The organism is Novacetimonas hansenii JCM 7643 (genome assembly GCF_000964405.1).
GTDB classification, from domain to species: Bacteria; Pseudomonadota; Alphaproteobacteria; order Acetobacterales; family Acetobacteraceae; genus Novacetimonas; species Novacetimonas hansenii.
In genome coordinates, this window is record NZ_BANE01000166.1 from 1 (window position 1) to 4,507 (window position 4,507).

A 4,507-nucleotide genomic window follows, 5' to 3' on the forward strand; every position below is an offset into this window, starting at 1 on the left:
GAAGCTTTTTGGAAAAAGCTTCACCAAAAACTTTTATGATTTCATGATATTATCGAGCCTGACTTTTCAAACAGGCTCTGAGCTGAGGGGTGTACTTTCTGTTGCTCTGTCATGACTGTTTTTTTCGGATTTGGGGGAGAACAATAGATGCGGCGCTATGGCTTACGTGACGACCAGTGGGAGCGGATAACTGACGACACGCCGTAGCGATTTCCGTGTTACGGAAACGCTTTTCCATCCATACCGAGGACTCGCGCATGCCGCAGGTCTTGGCCTTACGCTGACCAGGAATGAAGTGGGCGGCCTTGAATCCTTTCGGCTCCTGCTGGCGCACCGCAGGCTCGATGCGATAGGCGCTGCGCGTCACGCGGGGGCCGAAATCACGTTCTTCGTTGTCCAGCGGAATTTCAGGCTCGTCCATGGCTAAGGAAAGCGCAATGATAGAACATTGACGCAGTGCACCTTATATTTTCCGGGACGTGTCATTCGGCAAAGAAATCTACGACGTCGCGATCCATCGCACCGGAAAGGACCAGTTCATCGGCCTTGTCAAAGCGGACGGCAGACCGTGACGGTGTTGTCGATCCTTATGGGGTATGCCATGGAAAGGGGCATGCGGACAGATAAAACGATTTTAACGTCTACCGTTAGGACGTCGTGGGAACTCAACTCGTTTCAAACCGCTGTTAGTTAAGGCAATCAGATCAGCGGGCAGATCAGCGAGCCTGCGTGGCGTCGTCTGGCATGGATTGCGTGCGACGGCAGCATCGTGGCTGGCTGAAACGGGATGCACGGAACGGGAGGTCATGTCGATCACAGGACACACATCTGCCGCATCCGTCAGCGTCTATGTGCGGCACGCAGAACAGAAAACGAGGGCGGTCAACGCCATTGCAAAGCTGTCCAGTCGCGCGCTTGATGAAAGGCGGCAGGCGAGGGGAGTGACTAGCGTTTTGGAAAGGGGGAGAAATCGTGACTAGCATACCACTGCCAGAGGAGGCCAGATCATGTCGCTAAGTCTTTGGAAATCAATCCTAACGCGGATGGTAGCGGCGGACGGATTTGAACCGCCGACCAAGGGATTATGATTCCCCTGCTCTACCGCTGAGCTACGCCGCCATCGCGTTAGGATGAGTGCGAAATATCCCCGCCCAAGGGAGAAGTCAACCCGTTATCGCCATGATTCCCTTATAAAAAGAATTCAGGCCGCAAGGTCGCGTTGTCGCCATGTGCGCAATATGCGTACCATACCCCAGACTATATAAGAGAAAAGCTGAGATTCATTCGTGAAAAACGAATTCATTACCGTTCTTACTGACCTTAAAAATCTTTTCGGGTGGTTGCCTGGGCCTGTTTCCTCCATTCTCATGCTCTGCGCTGCCGGACTGATGGCAGAACTTTTCAGCCGTTTCTTCACAAAGCTTATCCTTCGTATCCCGGGACAGAAGCGCGGCGCGTTCGTGCGTACCTTCACCATGGCCATGCAGCGCCCGGTGCGCATCATGCTGGTCGTGCTGTTTGTCGGAACGGCGCTGCCGGCGTCCGGCCTGCCATATGAAATGATCCAGGCCACGACGCATACATTGTTGGTACTGTTTGTGCTGATGCTGGGATATGCGGCAGTTGTCGCCACCCGTATCCTGTCGGAAGCCTATCTTGCGCGGATCAGTGACAAGAACGACAAGGACGATATCCTGCTGCGCACGCATATGACACAGGTGCGCATGCTGCGCCGGACGGCGGACCTGCTGATCGGGTTGCTGACGGTCGGGGCCTCGCTCATGACGTTCGAACCGGTGCGCCAGTATGGGCTGAGCCTGTTTGCATCGGCGGGTGCGGCCTCACTCGTGGTGGGGTTGGCCGCGCGCCCGTTGCTGACCAATCTGTTCGCGGGCATGCAGATCGCGATGACACAGCCCATCCGTATGGAGGACCTGATCATCATTAATGGTGACTGGGCCTGGGTGGAGGAAATAACCTCCACATATGTTGTTCTGCGGGTATGGGATTGGCGGCGGCATATCGTGCCGATTTCATATTTTCTGGAAAATACGTTCCAGAACTGGACCCATAATTCGGCAGCCCTGATCGGGGTGGTGTTCCTGTATGTGGATTTTCACGCCCCGATGGACCGTATTCGCGAACGTCTGCGCGAAATCGTGCATGCAGCCCCCCTGTGGGATGGCAAGGTATTCGATGTACAGGTCGCGGATTGCAGCGCACAGGTCATGACCATCCGCGTAATCGCCAGTGCCCGTTCTGCGATGCAAAGCTGGGACCTGCGCTGTGAAATACGCGAACAGATCATTGCCTTCCTGCGCGATGAATGCCCCGAGGCCCTGCCACGTGAACGCCTGTCCCATGTTGCCGCGGTTTCGGGACGCAGTGCGATGTACGATCCCATGATGCTCTCCCCGCCGATCGACCGGCCGCCTCCTGGGGCGTATTCAGGGCCGCGCAAGGCAGGGCCACCGCCCAACGGAACAAGGGGGCAGGGTCAGGGAACGCCGCAATAGGCAGCGCAAGGCGGCAGGAGATGATGCGGATAGTCATCTAGCAGCCTGCATATGAGTGGTTCCAGATGTCGTGCGATGCGCGCCTGCGCCATGGCGCACGGATGCAACGGCAGGCCTGGAGGCGATAGAAGTGGGTCCATGAACAAGCTGGCATCAACCTTGCCGCCGGTCTGAAGGCAGGGGGCAAGGTCGATGTAATGCAGCCATCGCCCCCGCGGTGCGGCATAGGTGCGCAACATATGGTTCAGGCGCGTTGTCTGCGATGTCACCCATGCTGATCGCAGGGAGGGCAGAACACCAGGGAGGATGAGGGGGCTGTCGGGGAATGCATGGTGTATGCGTTCCACAATGCGGCGGATGCCTCCTGCGGCCTGTCCCGCGCATTGGCCGAGATGCCCGAGGTTATTGACCCCGATCATCACGATGAAAACGCGCGGGGTGTTATGGAAATCTAGTTCCCCATGCATGAGACGCCACAGGAGGTTGCGCGTATCATCCCCCCGGAAGCCAAGATTGATCGCACGGCGATCCCCATAATAGGCCCGCCACACCGTGGCAAAATCCTGCCATGCCTGTGGTCCGTGGCGTTCCCAGTTATGGGTAATGGAATCGCCAAACCAGACCAGGTCGCATGCGGTGTGGCGGATATGGTGCTGCTTGCGTAAAAAACGCTCCCGCCACCATTGGGTTTGCATGCGCGATACGGCATGAATGGCCGGGTTGGCGTCCTGTGCCTGCATCGCCACCAATCGCCGTCAGCCCAGATAGATGAAGGCGAATACCCCCATGGCAATGCAGTAATATCCAAAAGGCTGCAGCGCCCATTTTTCATGATCGTGGAAATACCGCATCAGGATGACGGTGCTGAACAGCGCCACCACCGCCGCCACCACCGCCGCGATCCCGGCCGTCTGCAACTGCCCGGGGGCAAGTGTGATATGCCGCATCTCGAACGCTTCCTTGACGGTGGCCATCAGGATGACGGGCTGTGCCATCAGGAATGAAAAACGCGCCGCATTTTCATGCGACAGCCGACAGACAAGCCCCCCCACGATGCAGGCCCCGGAACGCGAAATCCCGGGGAAAAATGCAAGGCACTGGCACAGGCCGATGATGATGGCTTCCACCATGCCCAGAGAGGCGATGGGCCGGCTCAGGACATTTTGCGTGCCCCGGCCCCTGATCCGTTCCGTCAGCAAAAGCATCGCACCATTGAGCGTCAGGAAAATCGCCGCATAGCGCGCAGTGCCAAACAGGTGACGGATCATGTGTTCGAACAGGCCCCCCACGATCACCGCCGGAACCGTCGCAACGCCAAGCAGGATGAAGATGCGTACGCTCTCGATCTGTCGCTGCACGCCATCGCGTCCCGATGCGCCAGACAGAAGGGCGCGCCAGTCCCCCCAGAAAAACAGCAGCAGGGCAGTGGCGGTCCCCAGATGCAGCATGACCAGAAAAGGCAGGAACGTGTCCCCATGCAGGTCCACCGACCAGTGCAGGAGTGCGGGCACGATGGCCGCGTGCCCAAGGCTGCTGACAGGGAACAGTTCGGTTGCCCCCTGGATAATTGCAATGATGATTGCCTGCAGGAGTGTCATTGTCGGGATATCCGTGGCGAATTAGTCTATATGCAACGTCTGGATGCGATGGTCGATGCCATTGCTGCGATACATAAATGGGCAAAGGATCGTCATGGCAAGGGAAAGAAGCGGCGCGATCATCTCCAGTGGTCTGGTATTGCTGGTGGCAGCGGGGTTCTGTGCCTATGCCCGTGCGTCCCAGATGGGGCCGGACCGTGGCGGTCGCCCCCTGACGGCGCGGTTTATTTCCGCCAACGGGCTGAAGGTCGGTGCCGATGTGGAACTGGGCGGGGTTTCGGTCGGGCGGGTCACTTCCATCGTCCTTGACCCCACGACCTATATGGCGAATGTGGGCTTTACGGTGGATCGTGCCGTCAATCTGCCCGCCGATACAAGCCTGTCCATCGGCAG

The 4,507-nt window shown here is 57.9% G+C and carries 6 protein-coding genes and 1 tRNA gene; 3 read left to right on the plus strand and 4 right to left on the minus strand.

Annotated elements, in window-relative coordinates:
- Positions 1-109 precede the first annotated feature (109 nt).
- Positions 110-421, minus strand: coding sequence for a hypothetical protein (locus B7G66_RS11345; protein WP_048859203.1), 312 nt, complete (start codon positions 419-421; stop codon positions 110-112).
- Positions 422-749: 328 nt separating this feature from the next.
- Between B7G66_RS11345 and B7G66_RS18755 the strand changes: the two genes are divergently transcribed.
- Positions 750-980: a site-specific integrase gene (locus tag B7G66_RS18755; protein WP_231106181.1), complete on the plus strand. Its 231-nt coding sequence runs from the start codon at positions 750-752 to the stop codon at positions 978-980.
- A gap of 64 nt (positions 981-1,044) precedes the next feature.
- Here B7G66_RS18755 and B7G66_RS11355 read toward each other — a convergent pair.
- Positions 1,045-1,119 (minus strand) — tRNA-Met (locus B7G66_RS11355).
- A gap of 167 nt (positions 1,120-1,286) precedes the next feature.
- Between B7G66_RS11355 and B7G66_RS11360 the strand changes: the two genes are divergently transcribed.
- Entirely contained in the window at positions 1,287-2,516 is a 1,230-nt protein-coding gene (locus tag B7G66_RS11360) for a mechanosensitive ion channel family protein (protein WP_040510856.1), read from the plus strand.
- Here B7G66_RS11360 and B7G66_RS11365 read toward each other — a convergent pair.
- A complete protein-coding gene (locus tag B7G66_RS11365) occupies positions 2,498-3,256 on the minus strand; it encodes a GDSL-type esterase/lipase family protein (RefSeq protein ID WP_003620402.1) in 759 nt (252 codons plus the stop codon). The two genes, B7G66_RS11360 and B7G66_RS11365, sit on opposite strands and share 19 nt — an antisense overlap.
- A gap of 15 nt (positions 3,257-3,271) precedes the next feature.
- A complete protein-coding gene (locus B7G66_RS11370) occupies positions 3,272-4,114 on the minus strand; it encodes an undecaprenyl-diphosphate phosphatase (protein WP_003620399.1) in 843 nt (280 codons plus the stop codon).
- 94 nt (positions 4,115-4,208) lie between these two features.
- On the opposite strand from B7G66_RS11370, the gene B7G66_RS11375 reads away from it, so the two are divergent.
- Positions 4,209-4,507: MlaD family protein (locus tag B7G66_RS11375; protein ID WP_048859204.1), on the plus strand; the 299-nt coding region annotated here is incomplete at its 3' end.

Bases quoted from the DNA above. Each gene is read 5' to 3' on its own strand.
- B7G66_RS11345 (WP_048859203.1), bottom strand. From the start codon at position 421: ATGGACGAGCCTGAAATTCCGCTGGACAACGAAGAACGTGATTTCGGC.
- B7G66_RS11365 (WP_003620402.1), bottom strand. From the start codon at position 3,256: ATGCAGGCACAGGACGCCAACCCGGCCATTCATGCCGTATCGCGCATG.
- B7G66_RS11370 (WP_003620399.1), bottom strand. From the start codon at position 4,114: ATGACACTCCTGCAGGCAATCATCATTGCAATTATCCAGGGGGCAACC.